Here is a 21826-nt window from a genome sequence, read left to right on the forward strand (position 1 = left end):
CCCGCCCGTGCGCGGCTCGCCGCCCCGGCCCGACGCCCGAACCGACCCCTCTCTCCTGCGCCACCGCACGAAAGGCAGCTGTGTCATGGCCGAGCACCGCCACTACTGGGTCCGCGCCGCCGGGCGACCCGCCCGCGCCGACGCCCGCGAGCGGCTCGACCTGCCGCCCGTGCTCGCCCTGGTGAACGCCAACCGCCGGCTCCGGGGGCCCTACACCGCCGTCGGCGCGATCCTGCGGGCGATCGTCCCGGACGCGCTCGCCCGCTGCCCCGAGGCCGTCACCGGGCACGACATCGAGATCCTCTCCACCACACCGGAGTTGCGCGACCTGGTGCCGGCCACCCGGGAGACGCTGACCTCGCTCGCAGTGCCCAAGGAGCGCACCCGCTTCTACTCGGCGCTGCGCACCCTGCGGATCGCCCACGGCCTGGTCGAGTTCCTGGAGGCGTACCTGCGCGCGGCCGGTTCCGCCCCGCGCACGCTGATCGTCGACGACGCCCACGCGGCCGACCCCACGGACGCCGAGTTCCTCGCCGTCCTGCTGCGGCGCGTCGATCCCGCGCTGCTCACCGTGGTGGTCACCACCGGCGCCGAGCCGCCCGCGAGCCCGGCCGGCCTCGGCAGCGAGGACCTGCCGACCGCGCTGGCCGCGTACTGCACGGTGGTCGCCCCGGTGGTTGCCTCGGTGGTCGTCCCGGCGGGGGAGGGCGTCGCGCCGGACGAGGGGCGGCCGGCGGGTGCGGTGAGCGAAGGAGGCCCGGCCGGGACGCCGTCGGCCGCCGTGCTCGGCCGCCGGCACATCGACGGGGACGGCGTGGGCGACGACCCGGACGAGCTCGCCGCCTACCTGGCCCTGCCGCCCACCGAGCGCGCCCGGCTGCACGACCTGCGACGGGCCGAGCTGGAGACGGCCGGGGAGTCCTCGCTGCGGCTCGGCGCCATCGCCTGGCACGCGGAGCACGGCAGCGACCCGTCCGGCGTCGGGGCGGACACGCTGCGCCACGCGCTCGACCACTGCATGGACCTCGGCTACTACCACGCCGTCCTGGACCTCGGCGAGCGCGGCCGGCGGCTGGTCACCCACGAGAGCCACCCCACCCACTGGTGGGCCTTCACCACCAAGATGACCACCTCCTTCGCCGCGCTCGGCCTCGCCGAGCAGGCGCTGCCGCTGTACGACGAGGCCCGGGCGCTCAGCTCCTCGCCCGAGGTCCACATGCAGGCCGCGTACGCCACGGCCATGCTCCACACCCGGCACTTCGGCGCGGACCGGCGCGACCACCAGCTGGCCCGGAGCTGGGTCAACCAGGCGATCGCCTTCGCGAAGTGGCACCCCGAACCCAAGGAGCGGGAGGCGCGGGTCGTGTTCAACCGCAACGGCCTCGCGCTGATCGAGGTCCACCAGGGCCGCCTGGACGCCGCGTTGGAGCTGCTCGACGCCTGCATCGCCCGGCTCGACGAGACCCTGGAGGAGCACGAGCACGCGCTGCACCGCTCCGTGCTGCGCTACAACCGCGCCCAGGTGTACGCGGGCCTGGGCCGCCACACCGACGCCGTCGCCGACTACACGGCGGTGATCGAGTGCGACCCCAACTACGCCGAGTACTACTTCGACCGGGGCATGCTCTGGCGCGACCTCGGCAGTCCGGAGCAGGCGCTGGCCGACTACGACCGCGCCATCCGGCTGTCGCCGCCCTTCCCGGAGGCGTACTTCAACCGGGCCGACGTGCTGGCCGAGCTCGGCGAGACCGAGGCGGCCGCGGCGGACTTCGGCTACGTACTGGAGCTGGACCCGGCGTTCGCCGACGCCCGGCTCAACCGGGCCGCCCTGCTGTTCGAGGCGGGCGAGCACGAACGCGCCCTGGGCGAGGTCGGGACCGGATTGGCGGCGACTCCGGACAGCCCGCAACTCCTGTGCCTGAAGGGGCAGCTGCTGGCGGCCGAGGGCGACCCCGCGGCGGCGTCCGAGGCCTGGCGGGCCGCGCTCGCCGCCGACCCCGAGTACGCCCAGGCGTGGGCCCTGCTCGGGGAACTCCGCTACGAGGAGGGCGACCTGGACGGCGCGAGCGCCGACCTGGCCCGTGCGGTCGAGCTCTCGGCGGACCCGGGCATGCGGTTCAACCTGGCCGTGGTCCACCACGACGCCGGGCGCTACGGCGAGGCCCTCGGGCTGCTCGACGAGGTGCTCGGCGCGACCGAGGACGTGGACGCCCGCTTGCAGCGGGCCCGTTGCCTGATCGGGCTCGACCGGGCGGACACCGCCAGGGCCGACCTGCTCGCCTGCCTGGCGGCCGACCCCGGGTCCGCGGAGCAGGTGTACGAGCTGATGCCCGACCTGGCCCGGGTCTGAGCGGGGCGGGGTCTGCGCCGGGGCCGTTCCTGAGCGGGCCAGTTCTTGATCCGGCCCGTTCCTGATCCGGCCCGTTCCTGGTTCGGCCCGTTCCTGAGCGGGCCCGCCGATGCCGCCCCGGCCGCCGATGCCGCCCCGCCCACCGATGTCGCCCCGCCGCCCCGCCGCAGACGCCGGGCGGCGGGGCGGCCCCATGCCGTCAGTGCCGGAGCGCGGCGCGGCCCAGCTCGTCGCGCACCCGGGCGCGGACGTGCGCCACGGCGGGCGAGCCGGTGTAGGCGGCGGCCACCCGGACCAGCCAGGCCGCCTCCTCGTGGATGCCCGCCGCCACCGGGTGGGGCACGCACCCCTCGCCGGGGTGCCCGGCGAACCGGTGCCCGGCCCGGGCCGCCTCCAGGGCGGCCGCGATGGCGGCCGCCTCCACCACGGCCGCCAGCTCCTCCGCTTCGGCGGGGCCGACGGCCTCCGCCACCCAGTGCCGCACCTCGGGATGCAGATGGCGACGGAGGGCGAGCTGGCCGTCCCGGATCTCGATGATCCGCCGGTACAGCGCGAACTGGATGTCGCGGCGACGGGGCCCGCCGGCAGCGCCGAACAGCCCGGTCTGGGCGGCGAGTTCGATCTCCGGTAGCGCCGTCCGCATCGCCGACCAGAGCGGACCGAGCCTGCGGTGATCGTGCCAGGCCCGGACGCGTCCGGCCCAGTCCGCCCAGCCGGACGCGGTCGCACCGGCGAAGCCGAGCGTCACGCAGACGGCGCCCGCCAGCGCGGACATCCTGCTCTCCGCGCCGTTCTCGTGGCCCGTGGCGAGGATGTTCGCCAGGTCGTGCAGGGTGTCCGCGGTCCACAGCAGGCCCGCCAGCGCGCTCAGTGCCATCAGGCGCAGGCCCAGCCGGAGGACTCCGCGCGGCAGGCACCGCGCACAGCGCCCGATCAGGAAGCCGAAGACCGCCAGGCACCACGCGGTGTGGAGGGCGAACAACGTGACGTAGGCCGCCAGGACGGGCCGGCCCGCGGCGTCGACGCCGACCTCGGCGCCCCGTCGGACGGGCGAGGCGGCGAGGAAGAGGGCGACGCCCAGCAGGACGGTGCCGGCCGTGAGGGCGGTCTGCCGCCGCACCGCGCGCCGCGCCGCCGCGGCCGGCCGGGTGGAGTACGCCATCGTGGCCAGCGCGCCGGAGGCAGCGACCTTCAACTGGTCGGCCAGCAGGGTGAGGTGGCTCGGATCGGGGAGCAGGGCGGCCAGCGCCGGACCGGTGGCGGGGGCACTCACCGCCATCCCCGCGCCGATCAGCGCCCCGCAGGCGTAGCCGTGGTGGAGCGCCGGATCGGACCGGCGTCCCCGGTCCATCAGGATCTTCCAGACCGTGCCCAGCAGTGCGACCGCACCGGCGAGGTACCCAGCGGCGTTGGCCAGCTGATCACCCACGGCGGGCCGCGCCGGGCCGCAGCGGCCGGCCGAACACGTACCGTAACCGGACGACCTGGTCGGCGAGTTGGCCGACGGCGGTGGAGCGCGGCCGGTGCAGCGCGCGTTGTAGCGCGAGGGAGGCGACGAGCTCCGCCTCCTGCTCCATCCGCTGCGTGTAGCCGGACCGGCCGAGCACCCGGCGCACCAGGTCCTCCGGCAGCAGCGTCGTCAGCGCGGGCGACACGGCCGGGGCGGCCCCGGGGCCGCCGGTGTGCCCGCAGAGCAGGTGGCCGATCTCGTGCAGCACGATGTGCTGCTGGTGCAGCGCCGTGGTGTCGGCCGGATAACCGATGTAGTCCGCCCGGTCGGTGGTGATCAGCACGCCGCACGGCGAGTGCTCCGGACCGGAGAGCGGCATCAGTTCGATGGGTCTGCCGCGCCGCACGGCGAGCGCCTCGGTCAGCGCCGGTATGCCGAACGGTTCCGGAATCGGTATCGACTCCGCGACCCCCCGACATCGCTGCCAGAGCCCCTGCTCAACCCCACCCGGATACCCCACGATTCGCCCCCCTGGCGGTCGACCGGGAGGTGATACTACGGACGCGGCAACGCCGAGGGAATCCGCTTCACCATCTCGGAGCCGCCGCGGCAGCTACCGGCCGCCGGCCTCGCGGCGGGCGATCGCCTCGATCATGTCGCTGATCGTGCCGAGCCCTTCGGGGGAGAGCGTCACCGCGCGCAGCGCCACGTCCCGTACGCCCGCGTTGCGCAGCGCACCGAGCAGCGCCAGCTCCTCGGCGATCCTGGCACTCTGCCGGTCGTCGAAGAAGTACGTCGGCGGCACCTGGAAGAACTGCGCCAGCGCCTCGAGGTGACGCTTCGTCGGGTTGTTCCGGCGGCCGGTCCGGAGCTGCCAGAGGTACGTCGCCGAGAAGCTCTCGCCGGTCGCCTCCCGACAGGCCCGGGCGACCTCCTCGTGGCTGTACGGCTCACGGTCGGGACGGCGGACCACGTCGAACAGCCGGTCCAGCTTCGCCGCGAGCGTGGACGCACCGGAGTCCGCATCGGGCACGGCACACCTCTTCCCTCACCCCGGGCGCACGCGTCGTCCGTGCGCGGATCGACCTCTCGCGAACCGAGCCCCCAGTCTAGTTGCTCCCCCACGCGGGGCACCGGCCCGGAGAGCAGCCTCCTGCCGGAGCGGGTCCGGAGTCCGTCACTCCGCTCGCGCCGTGGTCGTCGGGTTGCAGGGGATGAGGCCGGGACGGCCCGTTGGGCCGCCTCCCCGGGGAGGCGGCCCAACGGGCCGGGGGGACGGTCAGGCGAGGGTGCAGGTGGTGACGGTGAGGTCGGCGGGGCAGGGGGTGAGCGAGACGACCTGGAGGCCGGCGGCGGCGGCTTCGCGGCGCATGTCGGCCTCGGTCCGCTCGCGGGTGTTGGGCTCGCCGACGATCATCTTGATGACGTTGCGGAAGGCGGCGCCGGAGTCGTGCTCCGCGAGGGGGTCGATGACCAGGAGGGTCGGGGAGCCGTCGGCGCCGGCGCTCATGGCGCGGCGGATGTTGCCGAGGATCTGGATGCCGCTCTCGGAACTCCAGTCGTGGAGGACGTTCTTGAGAATGTAGAGGTCGCCGCCCTCGGGCACCTCGCGGAGGATGTCGGCGGGGCGGTAGGTGAGTCGCCCGGCGAGGTCCGCGTCGCCCGAGGCGCGGAGTTCGGCCTCGGCCCGCCGACAGGTGTCCGGACGGTCCACGCAGACGCCCTCGAGGTGCGGGTGGGCGGTGAGGATCGCCTTGAGGAGCGTGCCGTTGCCGCCGCCGACGTCGATCACCGTGCGGACGTCCTCGAACGGGACGTGCTCCGCCAGGATCTTGCCGATCGGCCGGGCCCAGTCCTGCATCGCGAGGTCGAAGATCCGCGCGGTCTCGGGGTCCTTCTCCAGGTACTCGTAGAGCGGCACGCCGAAGGCGTGGGGCATGACCGAGGTGCCGGTCCGGACCGCCTCGGCGAGGCCGCCGGCGGCGGCCTGGGCGTAGAGGCCGCAGAGCAGCGCGGTCAGGTGCCGCATCGAGTCGGGGTGGTCGGTGCGGAGCAGCTCGGACTGGGGCGAGTTGGTGTAGCGGCCGTCCTCGTCCCGGGCGAAGATCCCCAGCGCCGTCAGGGCCGTCATCAGGGAGACCAGGGCGTCGCGGTCCGCGTCGACGGCCTTGGCCAGTTCGGCGGCCGTGGCCGGTCCGTCCGCGAGGGCGTCGGCCACACCCAGCCGAGCCGCGGCGCCGACCGTCGCGGACGTCAAGGATCCCATGACAAGACTCACCAGCGACGTTTCCATGGCCCCGTTCACTTCCTAGGCTTAGACGGCAGGTTGCGCATGACGGTTCGTTCGGCCGACGGTAATGCGGGGAGGCGCCGTGCGTCGCGTCGTTCAACTGCCCCGCCCTGAGACGGGAGTTCGAGGCCGGGCGGCGCCCGGGGATCCGGTCCGGCGCGCGGGGGCCACCAGTTGAACACGGCCGAATGTCCCGCTTGCGGTCGAAGGGACAAACCGGTGTCATGTACCGTCGATTCGAGGTGACTCCCCAGAGAAGGATCAGGCCGGAGACATGACGGATGACACGGCGTCGAACGGTCGCAAGGCCGGGGACGTGTCCGCGGAGGACATCAGGGCTTCGCACGCCGACCGGGACGAGGTCGTCGAGATCCTCCGCGACGCCGCGGCGGACGGCCGGCTCACGGCCGAGGAACTCGACGAGCGCCTCACGGTGGCGCTGAACGCCCGCACCTTCGGTGAACTGGCCGGGCTGACCCGCGATCTGCCGGTCGCCCCCCTCGCTCCGGTCGTCCCCGCGCCCGCGCCCGTTCCCGCGCCCCCGGTGCGGACGGGCCCGCCGGGCAAGGACATCGTGGAGATCAACCAGCGCTTCGGCACCCTGCGCCGGTCCGGGCCCTGGGAGGTCCCGCGCCGGCTGGACGTCCGCATGCACGGGGGCGACGTCAAGCTCGACTTCACCCAGGCGGTGATCACTCACGACACGCTCGACCTCGACGTCTACCTGAGCATCGGCGGTGACCTGGTCATCGTGGTCAGGCCCGGCATCGTGGTGGCGACCCACGACCTGGCCGTCGGGGTGGGCGACCTCAAGGTCCGCGTGCCCAAGGCGGCGTGGAACGAGCCGACCGAGCTCCGGGTGAACGTGACCGGGCGGGTACGCGGCGGCGACGTGGTGGTGCGGTACCCGAGGCGGACGCTCGGGCAGTGGATGCGCGGGGAGAGCGCGCTCTGAGGTAGCGGTCGGACCGCGGTCCGGCGAGGGGCGATGGTCCCGGTGAGGGCGGTGGTCGGCTCGGAGGAGCCGGCCACCGCCCCTTGCGTTGTGCGAGGAAGGTGTGCGAGCGCGCACGCATCGCCCTGGACCTGAATAGCCGGGCGATGGTATTCAATGGTGTCCGGTACCCGCGCGCACCGGTGGAACGAGTGCTGGATTCCTCGATTCCCGGGCGTGGTTCAAGTGTTCAACTGCCACGTTGCGCCGCCCAACAGGGGCTGGATACGTTCCTGTTGATGGTGGGCTCGATCATTTGCAGGTATTGAGAACTCTCGATTTTGCCTAATTTCCGCGGTAATCCCGCACCGCGGCTGTGCAGATCAGAACTGGCATATCCTCGGCAAGCAGGGATGGCGGAATTCACATGGCGAACGAAGAAAAGCTCCGCGATTATCTCAAGCTCGTGACGGCTAATCTGCGCCAGGTCCGCCGTCGCCTGGCTGAGGTCGAGGAGCGGAACCAGGAGCCGATCGCGATCGTCGGCATGGGCTGCCGCTTCCCCGGCGGGGTTCAGGGCCCCGAGGAGCTGTGGAGGCTCCTGGCCGAGGGGACCGACGCGATCGGCCCGTTCCCGCAGGACCGCGGATGGGACCTGGAGAACCTCTACGACCCCGACCCGGACCACCCCGGCACCTCGTACGCGCGCCACGGCGGGTTCATGTACGACGCCACCGAGTTCGACGCGGGCTTCTTCGGCATCTCGCCGCGCGAGGCGGTCGCGATGGACCCGCAGCAGCGCCTGCTGCTGGAGGTGTCCTGGGAGGCGCTCGAACAGGCGGGCATCGACGCCGCCTCGCTGCGCGGCAGCCGGACCGGCGTGTTCGCCGGCGCCTACACCCAGGGCTACGGCACGGACCCGGCGGTGCAGACCGGCGGCTCGGAGGGCCACCTCCTCACCGGCATCGCGACCAGCGTCACCTCGGGGCGCGTGGCGTTCACCCTCGGCCTGGAGGGCCCGGCCGTCACGGTCGACACCGCCTGCTCCTCGTCGCTGGTCTCGCTGCACCTGGCCGCCCAGTCACTGCGCTCCGGTGAGTGCTCGCTGGCGCTGGTCGGCGGCGCGACGGTGATCTCCAGCCCGTCCGTCTTCGTGGGCTTCTCCCGCCAGCGCGGGACGTCGGTGGACGGGCGCTGCAAGTCCTTCGCCGAGTCGGCGGACGGCTCCGGCTGGGCCGAGGGCGTCGGCGTGCTCGTCGTGGAGCGGCTGTCGGACGCCCGGCGCAACGGGCACCGGGTGCTGGCTGTGATGCGTGGTTCGGCGGCCAACCAGGACGGTGCGTCGAACGGCCTGACCGCGCCGAACGGTCCGGCGCAGCAGCGGGTGATCCGGGCCGCGCTGGCGAACGCCGGGGTCCGCGCCGACGAGGTCGACGTGGTGGAGGCGCACGGTTCGGCGACCACGCTGGGCGACCCGATCGAGGCCGAGGCGCTGATCGCCACCTACGGTCAGGAGCGGACCGAGGGCCGGCCGTTGTGGCTGGGCTCGGTGAAGTCGAACATCGGGCACACCCAGGCGGCCGCCGGTGTGGCCGGTGTGATCAAGATGGTGCTGGCCCTCCAGCACGAGCAGCTGCCCGCGACGCTGCACGCGGACGTGCCGACGCCGCACGTGGAGTGGGCGGCCGGGGAGGTCCGGCTGCTCAACGAGGCGGCGGCCTGGCCGACCGGCGAGCACGTGCGCCGGGCCGGCGTGTCGTCGTTCGGGATGAGCGGTACCAACGTCCACATCATCCTGGAGGAGGCCCCGACCGCGGACGGCGAGTCCACGGGGACGGACGAGCCCTCCGGTGAGGACGCGGACGAGGCGGACGCCCTGGACGAGCCGGCCGGTGAGGCCGGGGTGGTGGCGGTGCTGGAGCCGGCCGGGCCGGTGGCGTGGCCGGTGTCGGCGCAGTCGTCGGAGGCGCTTGCGGGTCAGGCGGATCGCCTGCGGGAGTGGGTGTCGGCGCGGCCGTCGGTGGATCCGGTGGACGTGGCGTGGTCGTTGGCGGCGACGCGGTCGGTGTTCGAGCACCGGGCGGTCGTGGTCGGTGGCGGTCGTGAGGAGCTGGTGTCCGGGCTGGGCAGCCTGGTGGCCGGGTCGGGTGCGGCCGGGGTGGTGTCGGGTATTGCCCGTTCGGGTGGTCGGACGGCGTTCGTGTTCGCGGGTCAGGGTGCGCAGTGGGTTGGCATGGGCCGTGAACTGGCCTTGTGCAGTCCGGTGTTCGCGGCGCGTCTCGCGGAGTGCGAGGCGGCGCTGGCGCCGCACGTGCCGTGGTCGCTCAGTGAGGTTCTGGCGGGTGCGCCGGGTGCGCCCGCTCTGGACGCGGCAGATGTGGTGCAGCCGGTGCTGTGGGCGGTGATGGTGTCGCTGGCGGCGGTCTGGGAGGCCGCGGGCGTCACGCCCGATGCGGTGGTGGGTCACTCGCAGGGTGAGATCGCCGCGGCGACGGTCGCGGGGATGCTGTCCCTGGAGGACGGCGCGCGGGTGGTGGCGGTGCGGGCTCGGGCGCTGACGAGTTTGTCGGTGCAGGGTTCGATGGTGTCGGTGGTGATGCCGTCGCAGGCGGTGCGGGAGATCGTCGAGGGCTGGGGCGAGCGCCTGTCGGTCGCCGCAGTCAACGGCCCTGCTGCGGTGGTGGTGTCGGGTGAGCCGGAGGCCTTGTCGGAGTTCGAGCGCGAGTTGGCCTCGCGCAAGGTGCTGCGGTGGCGGATTCCGGCGACGGACTTCGTGGCGCATTCGCCGGCGGTGGAGCCGTTGGAGGCGGTGCTGGCGGCGGAGTTGGCCGGGGTCGTCCCGCGGGCGGGTCGTGTTCCGATGATCTCGACGGTGACGGGCGAGTGGCTGTCCGGTACCGAGGTCGACGCGGCCTACTGGTTCGCGAACCTGCGGCGGATGGTCCGCTTCGAGGAGGCCGTCCGCACGCTGCTGGGCGGTGGTTACGGCTCGTTCGTCGAGGTCTCCACGCACCCGGTGCTGACGGCGGCGGTGGCGGAGACGGCCGAGGACGCCGGTGTCGCCGACGTCCTGACGGTGGGCACGCTGGAGCGTGACAACGCGGGCGCCTCCCGCCTCCTCACCTCACTCGCCCAGGCCTACGTCGGCGGCCTGTCGGTGGACTGGAAGGTCGTGCTGCCCGCAGCCGAGGTGGTGGAGCTGCCGACCTACGCCTTCCAGCGCCAGCGGTACTGGCTCCAGGCCCCGGCCCGGACCGTCACCGTCGGCGGGGACGGCTCCGGCGCGGCGGCGGAAGCGGAGTTCTGGGCCGCCGTCGAGGGCGGCGACCTGGCCCGGCTCGCGGACACCCTGGCGATCGAGGACCAGCAGCGCCTCGCCGAGGTGCTGCCCGCACTGGCGTCCTGGCGCCGCCGGGAGCGGGACCGCTCGGTGACGGAGGCCTGGCGCTACCGGGTGACCTGGGCCCCGGTGACGGAGCAGTCCGCCGGCGCGCCCGTCGGTCGCTGGCTGGTCGTCACCCTGAGCGGCACCGCCGACGAGGCCTTGGCCCGGCAGTGCACGGCGGCCCTGACCGCCCGCGGCGCCGAGGCGGTGTCCCTCGACGTCCCGGCCGGGACGGTCGACCGGGCGGACCTCGCCGCACTGCTCGCCGAGGCGCTGCCGGACGGCGGGGAGCTGTCCGGCGTGCTGTCGCTGCTGGCGATCGACGAGACCCCCCTGCCGGCCCACCCGGCGGTGTCCACCGGCCTCGGCACGACGCTCGCGCTCGTCCAGGCCCTCGGCGACGCCGGGGTGGCCGCGCCGCTCTGGGTCGCCACCCGCGGCGCCGTCGCGGCCACGCCGGGCGAGGTGCCGGCCGGTCCGGCGCAGGCCCAGGTCTGGGGCCTCGGCCGGGTCGTCGCACTTGAACACCCCGACCGCTGGGGCGGTCTGATCGACCTGCCCGAGGTGCTGGACGACCGGGCGGGCACCCAGCTGGCCGCCGTGCTGGCCGGCTGCGGCGAGGACCAGGTCGCCATCCGGCAGACCGGTGTGCTGGGCCGTCGCCTGACCCGCGCGCCGCAGCCCAAGGCGGGCCGGGACTGGACGCCGGGCGGCACCGCCCTGGTCACCGGCGGCACCGACGCCATCGGCGGGCACGTCGCCCGCTGGCTGGCCGACCGCGGTGCGTCCCGGCTGGTGCTGAGCAGCGCCGCGGGCCCCGCCGCTCCCGGTGTCGCCGCGCTGGCGGCCGAACTGGCCGCCCGGGGCTCCCGGGTGGACGTGCTGGCCTGCGACGCGGCCGACCGGTCCGAGCTGGCCGGCCTGCTCGACCGGATCGCCACGACCGGATCCGCGCTGTCCTCCGTCCTGCACCTCGCGGAGGCCATCGACAACCAGCCGGTCGAGAACCTCGGCCTCGCGGACCTCGCCGCCGTGCTCGCGGTCAAGGCGGAGGCCGCGCGGTGGCTGGACGAGCTGACCGCCGACCTGGACCTCGACGCCTTCGTCCTGTTCTCCTCGGTCGCCGCCGTCTGGGGCGGTGGCCAGCAGCCCGGCTTCTCCGCCGCCAACGCCTCCCTGGACGCCCTGGCGGAGCGCCGGCTGGCCCGGGGCCTGGCCGCCACCTCGGTGGCCTGGGGCCCGTGGAGCGTCGGCGCGATGGGCTCCGGGGACGACGCGGCCCAGCTGGAGCGGCGCGGTCTGCGGCTGCTGGGCCCCGACCCGGCCACCCGCGCGCTGGCCCGGATCCTGGACGGCGGCGAGGCACTGACGACGGTCGTCGACGTGGACTGGGCGCGGTTCGCCCCGCCGTTCACGCTGCGCCGGCGCAGCCCGCTGATCGAGCACCTGCCCGAGGTCGCCGGGGCGCTGGCCGGCGACGGGCCCGACCCGGCCGTCGACCGGGAGGCCGGCACGCCCCTGCGCCGGCAGCTGGCCGACCTGCCGGCCGCCGAGCAGGACCGCACGCTGGTCACCCTGGTCCGGGCCGAGGCCGCCGCGGTGCTGGAGTACTCCTCGCCGGAGGCCATCGGCAGCGGCCGGGCCTTCAGCGAGCTGGGCTTCGACTCGCTGACCGCCGTCGAGCTCCGCAACCGGCTGGGCGCCGCCACCGGCCTCAAGCTGCCCGCCACGCTGCTCTTCGACTACCCGAGTCCGGTGGTGCTGGCCGGCTACCTGCGGACCGAGCTGCTGGGCGACCGGACCGCGAACGCCGGTGCGGTCGCCGTCACCGGCCGGGCGGCGGCGGACGACGACCCGGTGGTCATCGTCGGCATGGGCTGCCGCTTCCCCGGCGGGGTGCGGAGCCCGGAGGAGCTCTGGGAGATCCTCGACTCGGGCACGGACGCGATCGGTGCCTTCCCGCAGGACCGCGGCTGGGACCTGGACGGCCTCTACGACCCGGACCCGGAGAACCCCGGCACGGCGTACGTGCGTCAGGGCGGATTCGTCTACAACGCGGCCGAGTTCGACGCCGGCTTCTTCGGCATCAGCCCCCGCGAGGCGCTGGCCATGGACCCGCAGCAGCGGCTCCTGCTGGAGACCTCCTGGGAGGCCCTGGAGCGGGCCGGCATCTCCCAGGCGGCGCTGCGCGGCAGCCGCACCGGCGTGTTCGCGGGTGCGAGCTACGCGGGGTACGGCCTGGTCGGGCCGGACGCCTCGGAGGGCCTGGAGGCGCACCTGCTGACGGGCACCACGACCAGCGTGCTCTCCGGCCGGGTGGCCTACACCTTCGGCCTGGAGGGCCCCGCGGTCACCGTCGACACGGCCTGCTCGTCGGCCCTGGTCGCGGTCAACCTGGCCAGTCAGGCGCTGCGTTCGGGCGAGTGCTCGCTGGCGCTCGCCGGTGGCGCGTTCATCGCCTCCACCCCGGACCTCTTCGTCTGGGTGAGCAAGCAGCGGGGGCTGTCCCCCGACGGCCGGTCGAAGTCGTTCTCGGCCGGGGCGGACGGCATGGGCATCGCCGAGGGCGCGGGCATGGTGGTGCTGGAGCGCCTCTCCGACGCCCGCCGCAACGGGCACCCGGTGCTGGCCGTGGTACGCGGTTCCGCGGTGAACCAGGACGGCGCGTCGAACGGTCTGACCGCGCCCAACGGCCCCTCGCAGCAGCGGGTGATCCGGGCGGCCCTGGCCGACGCCGGGCTGACCACCGCCGACGTGGACGTGGTCGAGGCGCACGGGTCCGGCACGGTGCTCGGCGACCCGATCGAGGCCCAGGCGGTGATCGCCACCTACGGCCAGGACCGGCCGGAGGGCCGGCCGATGTGGCTGGGGTCGGTGAAGTCCAACATCGGTCACACCCAGGGCGCGGCCGGTGTCAGCGGTCTGATCAAGATGGTGCTGGCGCTGCAGCACAGGAACCTGCCGGCCACGCTGCACGCGGACGAGCCCTCGCCGTACGTGGACTGGTCGGCCGGGGACGTCCGGCTGCTCACGGAGTCGCGGCCGTGGGAGACGGACGGACGGCCGCGCCGGGCCGGGGTGTCCTCCTTCGGGGTCAGCGGCACCAACGCCCACCTGATCCTGGAGGAGGCCCCCGAGCCGGCGGCCGTCGAGGTGCCCACCGGGGACGACCCGGCCCCGGCCCTCTTCGACGCCCCCGGCGCCGGCGCCTGGGTGGTGTCCGGGCGGACGGCGGACGGTCTGCGCCGGCAGGCGGCCCGGCTGGGCGAGTACCTGGCGGCCCGGCCCGGGCTGGACCCGGCGGACGTGGCCTGGTCGCTGGCGGCGACCCGCTCGGTGTACGAGTACCGGGCCGTGGTGACCGGCACCGACCGCGCCGAGCTGGCCGAGGGCCTGGCCGCGGTGGCCGCCGGGGAGCGCGCCCCCGGGGTGGTCGCCGGCACGAGCGCGGCCACCGAGGCGAGCGAGGCGGTCTTCGTCTTCCCCGGGCAGGGTGCCCAGTGGGAGGGCATGGGCCGGGAGCTGCTGGCGGTCTCGCCGGTGTTCGCGGGCCGGCTCGCCGAGTGCGAGCGGGCCCTGGCCCCGCACGTCGACTGGTCGTTGACCGAGGTGCTGGCCGGTGCGGACGGCGCGCCCGCGCTGGACCGCGCCGATGTCGTCCAGCCGGCGCTGTGGGCGGTGATGGTGTCGCTGGCCGCCGTCTGGGAGGCCGCGGGCGTCACCCCGGGCGCGGTGGTCGGCCACTCGCAGGGCGAGATCGCGGCCGCGACGGTGGCCGGGATCCTGACGCTCGAGGACGCGGCCGAGGTGGTGGCGGTCCGCAGCCGGGCGCTGTCCGGGCTCGGCACCGGCGGCGGGATGCTGTCGGTCGTCATGCCCGTCGCGGCGGTGCGCGAGGTGCTGGCCCCGTGGGGCGACCGGCTGGCGGTCGCCGCGGTGAACGGGCCCGCCGCCACCGTGGTCTCCGGCGAGACCGAGGCGCTGGCGGAGTTCGGCGCCGAGCTGGCGGCCCGGCGGGTGATGCGCTGGCCGATCCCGGTGACCGACTTCGTGGCGCACTCGGCCGGGGTCGAGGAACTGGAAGGCGTGCTGACCGAGCGGCTGGCGGGGATCCGGCCGGGGGCCGGGCGGGTCCCGCTGTTCTCCACGGTCGAGTGCCGCTGGATGAACGGCCCGGAGCTGGACGCCGGCTACTGGTTCGCCAACGTCCGCCGCACGGTCCGCTTCGACGAGGCGGTCCGGGAGCTGGCCGCGGCCGGGAACCGGACCTTCGTCGAGGTCTCCCCGCAGCCGGTGCTGACCACCGGGATCGCCGACACGATCGAGGACCTGGGCACGGCCGGCGCCCCGGTGATCACCGGGACGCTGGACCGCGAGAACAGCGGCCCGCGCCGACTGCTCGCGGCGTTCGCCCAGGTGCACGTCGGCGGCACACCCGTCGACTGGCGCAGGGTCCTGCCCGCCGGGCGGCGCACCGACCTGCCCACCTACGCCTTCCAGCACCAGCGGTACTGGCTCACCGGCTCCCGCGCGGCCGCGCCGGTCGCGGCCGGCGGGGACGGCACGTCGTCGGAGGCCGAGGCCCGGTTCTGGGCCGCCGTCGAGGGCGGCGACCTCCAGCAGCTCGCCGACACGCTCGCCGTGGACGGACAGCGCTCCTTCGGCGAGGTGCTCCCGTCGCTGGCGTCCTGGCGGCGCCGCGAACGGGACCGGGACGTCACCGGCGCCTGGCGCTACCGGGTCGCCTGGGCCCCCGTCACCGACCCGGCCCCGGCCAAGCCGGCCGGCACCTGGCTGGTGGCCGTCCCGGCGCACCGCACCGGCCGCACCGCGGACCTCGTCGAGGCGTGCGTCCGCGCGCTGGCCGCGCGGGGTGCCCGGGTCGAGGTCGTCGAGGTCGAGACCGGGACGGCCCGGCGCGAGCCGCTGGCCGCCGACCTCGCCCGGGCGCTGCGCGACGCCACCGACGAGGCCGCGCCGCGCGTGACCGGCGTGGTGTCACTGCTCGGCCTGGACGAGACACCGCTCGCGGAGCGGCCCGTGGTGCCGGCCGGCCTGGCCGCCGGCCTGGCCCTGCTGCAGGCACTGGCCGACGCCGCGATCACCGCCCCGCTGTGGACGCTCACCTCCGGGGCGGTCGCCACCGGCCCGGGCGACCCGCTGACCAACCCCGTGCAGGCGCAGGTCTGGGGCCTCGGCCGGGTCGTCTTCCTGGAACAGCCGGACCGCTGGGGCGGTCTGATCGACCTGCCCGCCGTGCTCGACGACCGGGCGGCGAGCCGCCTGTGCACCGTCCTCGCCGGCTGCGGTGAGGACGAGGTGGCGATCCGCCCCGCCGGGATCCTCGGCCGCCGCCTGACCCGGGCCCCGCAGCCCGCGCCCGGCCCGGACTGGACGCCGCGCGGCACCGTGCTGATCACCGGCGGGACCGGCGCGGTCGGCGGGCACGTGGCCCGCTGGCTGGCCGGCCGCGCCGAGCGGATCGTGCTGGCCAGCCGCTCCGGAGCCGCCGCCCGGGGCGCCGTGGCCCTGGCCGCGGTCCTGGCGGCCGCCGGGACGGACGTCGAGATCAGCTGCTGCGACAGCGCGGAGCGCGCCGACCTCGCCGGGGTGATCGACCGGATCGCCGCGGGCGGCCCGCCGCTGACCGCCGTCCTGCACACCGCCGGTGTGCTCGACGACGGCGTCCTCGACGGCCTCGACAACGACCGGCTGGCCAGTGCCCTCGCGCCCAAGGCCGCCGGCGCCGTCCACCTCGACGAGCTCACCGCGGACCTGGACCTCGACGCGTTCGTGCTGTTCTCCTCGGCCGCCGCCACCTTCGGCGGCGCGGGCCAGGCCAACTACTCGGCCGCCAACGCCTTCCTGGACGCGCTGGCGGAGCACCGGCGCTCCCGCGGCCTGCCCGCCCGCTCGGTGGCCTGGGGCCCCTGGGCCGGCGAGGGCGTGTCCGGCGGCAGCGAGGCGGCGCGGCAGCGGCTGCGCCGCAACCGCTGGGAGGTCCTGATGGACCCCGAGCTCGCGGTCAAGGCCCTGGGCGGCGTGCTGGCCGGCCCGGACACCGTGCTGACCGTCATGGACCTGGACTGGCCCGCCTTCGCGGCCGCGCCCGGCCAGGCCCAGATCCTGGACGTGCCGTTCCTGCGCGCCCTGCCGGACGCCCAGCGGCTGAAGGCGGCGCAGCGCACCGAGAGCGCCGGCGGACCGCAGGCCGAGGGCGAGCTGGCCCGGAGCCTGAGCGGCCTGTCGCGGGCCGAGCAGGACCGGATCCTGGTGGACACGATCCGCGACGAGGCGGCCGCCGTGCTCGGGCACGCGAGCTCCGACGACGTCGAGGCCGGGCGTGCCTTCAGCGAGCTGGGCTTCGACTCGCTGACCTCGGTCGAGCTGCGCAACCGGATCGCCACCGCGACCGGGCTGCGGCTGCCGACGACGCTGATGTTCGACTACCCCACCCCGACGGTGCTCGCCGAGCACCTGCGGACGGAGCTGCTCGGCGCCCTGGCCGGGCACGCGTCGGCGCGGGCCGTGCCGACGGCCGCCGTCTCCGACGACGAGCCGGTCGCCATAGTGGCGATGAGCTGCCGGTTCCCCGGCGGGCTCGACACCCCGGAGCAGCTCTGGGACCTGCTGGCGGTGGGCGGCGAGGGCATCTCCGGCCTCCCGCAGGACCGCGGCTGGGACGCGGAGGCGCTCTTCGACCCCGATCCGTCGCACGCCGGGACCAGCTACGCGCGGGAGGGCGGCTTCCTGCACCAGGCGAGCAGCTTCGACGCGGGCTTCTTCGGGATCAGCCCGCGCGAGGCGCTGGCGATGGACCCGCAGCAGCGGCTGATGCTCGAACTGTCCTGGGAGGCCCTGGAGTCCGCCGGACTCGACCCGGCCTCGCTGAGCGGCTCGCGCACCGGAGTGTTCATCGGCGGCTACTCGTCGAACTACGCGCTGGCCAGCATGCAGCTCGGCGGCCAGGACGGCGCCGCGCAGGTCGAGGGCCACCTGGTGACCGGCAACGCGACCAGCATCATCTCCGGCCGGGTCTCCTACGTCCTGGGCCTGGAGGGCCCGGCGCTCACGGTGGACACGGCCTGCTCGTCCTCGCTGGTGGCGCTGCACACGGCCGCCCGGTCGGTGCGGTCGGGCGAGTGCTCGCTGGCGCTGGTCGGCGGCGTCGCCGTGATGGCGACGCCGTGGGAGATGGTGGGCTTCGCCCGGCAGCGCGGACTGGCGGCGGACGGCCGCTCCAAGGCGTTCTCGGCCGCGGCCGACGGCATGGGCATGGGCGAGGGCGCCGGCATGGTGGTGCTGGAGCGGCTCTCCGACGCCCGCCGCAACGGGCACCGGGTGCTCGCGGTGGTGCGCGGTTCGGCGATCAACCAGGACGGCGCCTCCAACGGTCTGACGGCACCGAACGGTCCCTCGCAGCAGCGGGTGATCCGCGCCGCGCTCGCCAGTGGCGGGCTGACCGCCGCCGACGTGGACGTGGTGGAGGCGCACGGCACGGGCACCCCGCTCGGGGACCCGATCGAGGCGCAGGCCCTGCTGGCCACCTACGGCCAGGAGCGGGCCGGGGAGCAGCCGCTGTGGCTGGGGTCGGTGAAGTCCAACATCGGGCACACCCAGGCCGCCGCCGGTATGGCCGGGGTGATCAAGATGGTGCTGGCGCTCCAGCACGAGGAGCTGCCGAGGACCCTGCACGTGGACGAGCCCTCGCCGCACGTGGACTGGTCGGCGGGTGAGGTGCGGCTGCTGGCCGAGCCGGTGCCGTGGCCCGCCGGGGACCGCCCGCGCCGGGCCGGTGTGTCGGCGTTCGGGATCAGCGGCACCAACGCGCACGTCATCGTCGAGGAGGCGCCGGCGGCCGTCGGGGCGGAGGAGGCACCCGAAGACCTCGACGTGGCGCCGGTGGTGTCGGGCGCCGGTGCGTGGCTCGTCTCCGGCCGGACGGCCGAGGGGCTGACGGCCCAGGCGGAGCGGCTGCACGACTGGGTGGCGGCGCGGCCGTCGGTGGACCTGGCGGACGTCGCGTGGTCGCTGGCGGCGACGCGCTCGGCGTTCGAGCACCGGGCGGTCGTGCTGGGCACCGGGCCGGCCGAACTGCTGGGTGGCCTGCGGAGCCTGGCCGCCGGGGCGTCTTCGGCCTCGGTGGTGTCGGGTGTGGCGCGGCCGGGTGCCCGGGTGGGTCTGGTCTTCGCCGGTCAGGGTTCGCAGTGGGTCGGGATGGGCCGGGGGCTGTACGAGGGCAGTGCGGTCTTCGCCGAGGTCTTCGACCGGGTGTGCGGGCTGCTGGAGCTGGAGTTGGGCGTCTCGGTCCGGGACGTGGTCCTGGGCGCCGAGGGCGTGGACGAGGCGCTGGCGCAGCAGACGCTGTACGCGCAGGCCGGTCTGTTCGCCTTCGAGGTCGGTGTCGCAGCGGTGCTGGCGGCCGCGGGTGTGACGCCGGACGCGGTGGTGGGTCATTCGGTGGGTGAGGTCGCGGCCGCCTATGTGGCCGGGGTGCTGTCGCTGCCGGACGCGGTGCGGCTGGTGGCGGCGCGGGCGCGGTTGATGCAGGCGCTGCCGGCGGGCGGGGCGATGGCTGCGGTGAACGCGCCGGAGGCCGAGGTGCTGGCCGAGCTGGTGCCCGGGGTGGTGATCGCGGCGGTCAACGGCCCGGATTCTGTGGTGGTTTCGGGTGAGGCCGACGCGGTGGACCACGTGGTGGAGCTGTGGCGGGAGCGGGGTCGCCGGGTGCGGCGGCTGCGGGTGTCGCACGCCTTCCACTCGCCGGCGATGGACCCGGTGCTCGACGAACTCACCTCCGTCGCGGCCGGGTTGGAGTACCATCGGCCGAACCTGATGTGGGCGGGCGCGCTTTCGGGTGAACTGGTCACCGAGCCCGAGGCGGGCTACTGGCCGGCGCAGACCCGCCAGGCGGTGCGCTTCGCGGACGCGGTGGCGACGCTGGCCCGTCAGGGTGTCTCGGTGTTCGTCGAGGTCGGCCCGGACGGGTCGCTCTCCTCACTCGGCCCGGACATCGCGGCCGGTAGCGGGAGCGAGGGGGCGGTCTTCGTCCCGCTCCAGCGGCGGACCGACGAGAGCGTCACGAGCCTGCTGGCGGGGCTCGCCCGCGCGTACGTCAACGGTGCTGCGGTCGAGTGGAGTTCGGTGCTGCCGACCGGTACGCCGGTCGAGCTGCCCACCTACGCGTTCCGCCACCAGCGGTACTGGCCCAAGGGCGTGCAGACCCCGCCGAACGCCGGCGGGGACGGTACCGGCACGGCCGCCGAGGCGCAGTTCTGGTCCGCCGTCGACGGCGGGGACCTGGGCCGGCTCGCGGACACCCTGGCGATCGAGGACCAGCGGCAGCTCGCCGAGGTACTGCCCGCCCTGGCGTCCTGGCGCCGCCGGGCGCAGGACCGCTCGGTCACCGCGAACTGGCGGTACCGGGTCGGCTGGGCGCCGGTGGCTGACCCCGCCCCGGCGGAGCTGGCCGGGCACTGGCTGCTGGTGGTCACGCCCGACCAGGTCGAGGAGGAGCTGACGCGGGACTGTGCGCGGGCGCTCGCCGCCCGGGGCGCGGAGGTGGTCACCATGGTGACCACGGAGACCACCGACCCGCAGCGGATGGCCGAGCGGATCGCCGCGACCCTGCCCGAGGCCGGAGTCGCCGGCGTCGTGTCCCTGCTGGCCCTGGACGAGACGCCGCTGCCCGGTCACCCGGTGCTGGCGAACGGCCTCGCCGGGACCCAGACCCTGATCCAGGCCCTCATCCTCCAGGGCGTCCACGCCCCGATGTGGGCGCTCACCCGCGGTGCGGTCGGTGCCACGCCGGACGAGGCGCCGACCAGCCCGGTGCAGGCCCAGAGCTGGGGCCTCGGCCGGGTCGCCACCCTGGAACACCCGGACCACGGCGGCGGATTGATCGACCTCCCGGCCGAGTTCGACGAGCAGGCCGCGGCGCGGCTCTGCGCGGTGCTCGCCGAGTGCGGCGAGGACCAGGTCGCGATCCGGCCGGCCGGGATCTTCGGCCGCCGGCTCACCCGGGCCCCGCGACCCCGCGACGGCGCGGGGCAGTTCGTGCCGCGCGGCACCGTACTGATCACCGGCGGGACCGGCGCGATCGGCGGCCACGTCGGGCGCTGGCTGGCCGGCCGGGGCGCCAAGCGGCTCGTCCTGACCAGCCGGTCCGGCGCCGGAGCGGCGGGAACGGCCGCGCTGGCCGCCGAGTTGGCGACGATCGGCGCCCAGGTCGACGTCTTCGCCTGCGACGCGGCCGAGGACGCCGCGCTGGCCGGGGTGATCGCCAGGATCGGTGCGGGCGGCCCGCCGCTGACCGCGGTCATGCACGCCGCCGGTCTGGCGCAGGCGACCGCGCTGGACGACGTCTCGGTGGAGGAACTGGCGACGGTCCTGGCCGCCAAGGCCGCGGGCGCCGCCAGCCTCGACCGGCTGACGGCCGGTCTGGAGCTGGACGCGTTCGTCCTGTTCTCCTCCATCGCCGCCACCTGGGGCAGTGGTCTCCAGGCCGGCTACGCCGCCGCCAACTCCTACCTGGACGCGCTGGCGGAGAACCGGCTGGCCCGGGGCCTGGCCGCCACCTCGGTGGCCTGGGGCCCGTGGGGCGGCGGCGGAATGACCGACGCGGAGGGCGCGGCCCAGATGACCCGCCGCGGTCTGCGCCTGATCGACCCCGACCAGGCGATCCGGGCGCTGGCCCAGGTGCTCGACGGCCGCGACCCGATGATGACGGTCGTGGACGTGGACTGGGCGCGCTTCGCGCCGCCGTTCACGCTGCGCCGGCCCAGCCCGCTGATCGAGAGCCTGCCCGAGGTCGTCGAGGTGCTGGCCGGGAAGGGCGGCGACACCGGTCCGGCCGAGTCGCCGGCCGGGAACGCGCTGGCACAGCAGCTGGCGGAACTGCCCCGGGTGGAACAGGACCGGTTGCTGACCGACCTGGTCCGGACCGAGGCCGCCGCCGTCCTGGGACACCCGAGCATCGAGTCCGTCGAGGCCGACCGGGCCTTCAACGACCTCGGAGCCGACTCGCTGACCGCCGTCGAACTGCGCGACCGGCTGGGCGCGGCCACCGGCCTGCGCCTGCCCAGCACCCTGCTGTTCGACTACCCCACCTCGGCCGCGCTCGCCGACCACCTGCGGGCCGGTCTGACCGAGGAGACCAGTCCGGCCCAGCCCGTGCTGGCCGAACTGGACAAGCTGGAGGGCATGCTCGCCGCACTCGCCGGCGACGACGAATCCACGCTGATCACGAACCGCCTCGAAGTCGTCCTTTCCAAGTGGAAGGAGGCTCGGGCACAGACCGCCGAGACCGGAGTTGCGGAGAAGCTCGAATCGTCAACCGACGACGAAGTCTTCGATTTCATCGGCAAAGAACTCGGAATCCACTGACTCGGCCAACGCCGCGACTTCTTCGACGAGGT

At 75.1% G+C, this 21826-nt stretch carries 7 protein-coding genes; 3 read left to right on the forward strand and 4 right to left on the reverse strand.

Annotation, left to right across the window (positions count from 1 at the left end; translation table 11 throughout):
• The first annotated feature begins 85 nt into the window (after positions 1-85).
• Positions 86-2350: a tetratricopeptide repeat protein gene (locus ACZ4UX_RS20935; RefSeq protein WP_465707764.1), complete on the forward strand. Its 2265-nt coding sequence runs from the start codon at positions 86-88 to the stop codon at positions 2348-2350.
• 199 nt (positions 2351-2549) lie between these two features.
• Here the strand turns inward: ACZ4UX_RS20935 and ACZ4UX_RS20940 are convergent, their stop codons facing one another.
• From ACZ4UX_RS20940 to ACZ4UX_RS20955, 4 genes are all read right to left on the reverse strand, one after another.
• Complete coding sequence (locus ACZ4UX_RS20940) at positions 2550-3779, reverse strand: MAB_1171c family putative transporter (RefSeq protein WP_465707765.1); 1230 nt, start codon at positions 3777-3779, stop codon at positions 2550-2552.
• Positions 3772-4179 (reverse strand): ParH-like protein, encoded by a 408-nt coding sequence (locus ACZ4UX_RS20945; RefSeq protein ID WP_380382303.1) that lies wholly within the window; start codon positions 4177-4179, stop codon positions 3772-3774. Before ACZ4UX_RS20945 ends, ACZ4UX_RS20940 begins: the two co-directional genes overlap by 8 nt.
• Before the next feature lie 234 nt (positions 4180-4413).
• Positions 4414-4833, reverse strand: a complete 420-nt coding sequence (locus ACZ4UX_RS20950) for an XRE family transcriptional regulator (protein WP_329490229.1) — start codon at positions 4831-4833, stop codon at positions 4414-4416.
• A gap of 246 nt (positions 4834-5079) precedes the next feature.
• Positions 5080-6066, reverse strand: a complete 987-nt coding sequence (locus ACZ4UX_RS20955; protein ID WP_465707766.1) for a methyltransferase — start codon at positions 6064-6066, stop codon at positions 5080-5082.
• Between the two features lie 298 nt (positions 6067-6364).
• Between ACZ4UX_RS20955 and ACZ4UX_RS20960 the strand changes: the two genes are divergently transcribed.
• Together ACZ4UX_RS20960 and ACZ4UX_RS20965 are read left to right on the forward strand one after the other, a co-directional pair.
• The gene (locus tag ACZ4UX_RS20960; RefSeq protein ID WP_329490239.1) at positions 6365-7045 is read left to right on the forward strand and encodes a DUF1707 domain-containing protein; all 681 of its coding nucleotides are present in this window, start codon (positions 6365-6367) and stop codon (positions 7043-7045) included.
• 406 nt (positions 7046-7451) lie between these two features.
• Positions 7452-21794: a type I polyketide synthase gene (locus ACZ4UX_RS20965; RefSeq protein ID WP_465707767.1), complete on the forward strand. Its 14343-nt coding sequence runs from the start codon at positions 7452-7454 to the stop codon at positions 21792-21794.
• The last annotated feature ends 32 nt before the right edge of the window (positions 21795-21826 follow it).

The organism is Kitasatospora sp. NPDC028961 (assembly GCF_055564815.1).

Coding starts and splice junctions, on each gene's coding strand:
- ACZ4UX_RS20935 (WP_465707764.1), top strand. CDS start 86: ATGGCCGAGCACCGCCACTACTGGGTCCGCGCCGCCGGGCGACCCGCC.
- ACZ4UX_RS20945 (WP_380382303.1), bottom strand. CDS start 4,179: ATGCCGCTCTCCGGTCCGGAGCACTCGCCGTGCGGCGTGCTGATCACC.
- ACZ4UX_RS20955 (WP_465707766.1), bottom strand. CDS start 6,066: ATGGGATCCTTGACGTCCGCGACGGTCGGCGCCGCGGCTCGGCTGGGT.
- ACZ4UX_RS20960 (WP_329490239.1), top strand. CDS start 6,365: ATGACGGATGACACGGCGTCGAACGGTCGCAAGGCCGGGGACGTGTCC.
- ACZ4UX_RS20965 (WP_465707767.1), top strand. CDS start 7,452: ATGGCGAACGAAGAAAAGCTCCGCGATTATCTCAAGCTCGTGACGGCT.